The sequence below is a fragment of the Natrialba sp. INN-245 genome (assembly GCF_009807105.1).
Classification (GTDB): domain Archaea; phylum Halobacteriota; class Halobacteria; order Halobacteriales; family Natrialbaceae; genus Natrarchaeobius; species Natrarchaeobius swarupiae.
Genome location: NZ_WUBV01000049.1, coordinates 1 through 1,922, shown reverse-complemented (window position 1 = coordinate 1,922; position 1,922 = coordinate 1). Strand labels below are relative to the sequence as shown.

The 1,922-nt window shown below is 56.2% G+C and carries 2 protein-coding genes and 1 pseudogene; 1 reads left to right on the top strand and 2 read right to left on the bottom strand.

The features are described 5' to 3' along the window. Nucleotides 1–225: 225 nt before the first annotated feature. Both GRS80_RS20830 and GRS80_RS21135 read right to left on the bottom strand, forming a co-directional pair. Complete coding sequence (locus GRS80_RS20830) at nucleotides 226–990, bottom strand: transposase (RefSeq protein ID WP_235019761.1); 765 nt, start codon at nucleotides 988–990, stop codon at nucleotides 226–228. An 81-nt stretch (nucleotides 991–1,071) separates the two neighbouring features. Beyond that, nucleotides 1,072–1,206 (bottom strand): annotated as a pseudogene (locus GRS80_RS21135) (hypothetical protein); the annotation flags it as partial. Nucleotides 1,207–1,359: 153 nt separating this feature from the next. On the opposite strand from GRS80_RS21135, the gene GRS80_RS21130 reads away from it, so the two are divergent. Further along, nucleotides 1,360–1,863, top strand: a complete 504-nt coding sequence (locus GRS80_RS21130) for a hypothetical protein (RefSeq protein WP_343161599.1) — start codon at nucleotides 1,360–1,362, stop codon at nucleotides 1,861–1,863. Nucleotides 1,864–1,922 lie beyond the last annotated feature (59 nt).

The window sequence follows — 1,922 nt, the reverse complement described above, 5'->3', positions numbered from 1 at the left end:
TACCCTGTTGCACGTTCAATCTTAGTTCGCCAGAGGGGAGCAGATTCCTGTCAGACTCCACCCTTCTCGGCTGAACTGGTTCAATGAGGGACGGATTCTTGATAGATCACGATTACAGGCCAGCTGATTTCGCCGATTGATCAGGTACCAGTCAAGAAATACAGCCGCCTGAGAGCGATGCCTCTCAGGCGGCGAACCCTGATTTTCGGACGGGCGGGTTGCCGGTCAAATGAGCCGTCCTGGCGAGCGTATCAGTCCTGGTTTTCCTTGCCGTTTTGCGGTGAGAGACCCTGCGACGAGTGCGACTGCTGAAAGAACGACGTGTGTCTCGACGTTGTCTTCCTTGCGTGCCCGTACGCGATCAAGGCCGGTGAAGGATTTCAGCCGCGAGAAGACTCGCTCGACACCTGCCCGCAGGTGTCGATGCATTCGTTCTTTGATCGCCTGGAAAATGTAGGTCTCCTCGACGCTACCGGCCTCAACACCGTACTCAGAGAGTTGTTCTTGTGGGAGTCTCTCCAGAGCATCGTAAGGACTCTCAATCTCCTCTCCGTGTTCCTCGAAGAGCTCTTTGATTTCCTCCTTGATCGTCGCTAACGGCGACGATCTGCGGGGATTAATCGCTGTCAGTAACGGACAATCGAGCCGGTCTTGGCAGAACTCACGGTTGGGCTGACTGTCGAAGCCGGCATCAGCCAGTGCAGCCTGGAGTTCGTCAGTGTCGTACCGCTCATCGAACTCCTCGATGAGCGGTTCAAACGCCGCAGTATCGTTCCGTTTGCCGGTCTCCATCGTGATGGCGACCGGCAACTCGCTTGCAGCGTCGACGACGAGAAACACCTTGTACCCGTAGAACGATCCTTCGTGTTTCCCCCAACTCGCCCCTTCAACGTCGCCGTTTTCGATCTCTTCGCGTGTGTTTGCCCAGGCGGATATATGAGTACCGTCGATGATGATGAATTCTCCAGCGTGGTCGTAGTCATCGAGCAACTCGCCACACATCGACTGGAGGCAGTCACGGAGCTCGTCCGGTTGGAGATCGTCGAAGGCCCGCCAGAGGGATGTCCCGTCGGGGACATCCTCTGGCTCGACGTAGTCCAGTGCCTCCCTGAAGGAGTGATTCCGACGAATACGGCGTTCGAGGGCGTCGAAGGAGTCGCCCTCGAACTGCCGAAGAACGAGCGCAGCTGCTCGTTCGGGAGGAATTGACTGGATTTGTGAGAGAGCGACCGAGAGGAACGTAGCGACGAGTTCGTCACGGTAGAGGTAGCCGTCTTCGGTTGGTTCTTCGGGCGTGACGTCGGTCGGTTGGTCGGTCTGACGTTGTGACAGCTGGTCGTCCCGTCGGGACGGCCAGCTGTGGAGGTAGAGAGTGGTGTTTTGCCAATCAACGGCATGAACCTCTTGTTCTTCAGCGAGCTTACGAAGTGGACGGTAGCAGCGACGACCGAGAAGATCGTGGGCTTCGGCTGGCGTGAGTCCGGATGGACGCCTGAATGCGAGGTGTTTGAGCGTCGATTTGGTGTCTTCTTTGCGGTGGAAGACGGCGACGTCGTCATCCACCTCAGGTCGCCAGAAACCGTCATGAGTAGCGCGGTGGCCAACAACGTGTTTGCTGGCAACGTATCTGCCGTTGTGATTCAGCGAGGTGTAGAAGGGATCTTCGGAAGCGATCTGATCGATATACCACGCTGGCACCTCGGTGCCAGCGCGGAGTTGTTCTTTGGAGGCGACCTCGCCGTGGGTGCAGAGGAACTCACGAACAGCAGTCTTATGAGACGTGGTCGTATTTTCATTCGTGTCGGGTCTAGTATTGGACATACTATCGATCCGACTTCTAGTCTAGTTAAAGTGACTATTTAGACGCTAGTGACTACACCGCGATAGGTCGGAGCTAATTTCGAAATCGTGCAACGGGCTAT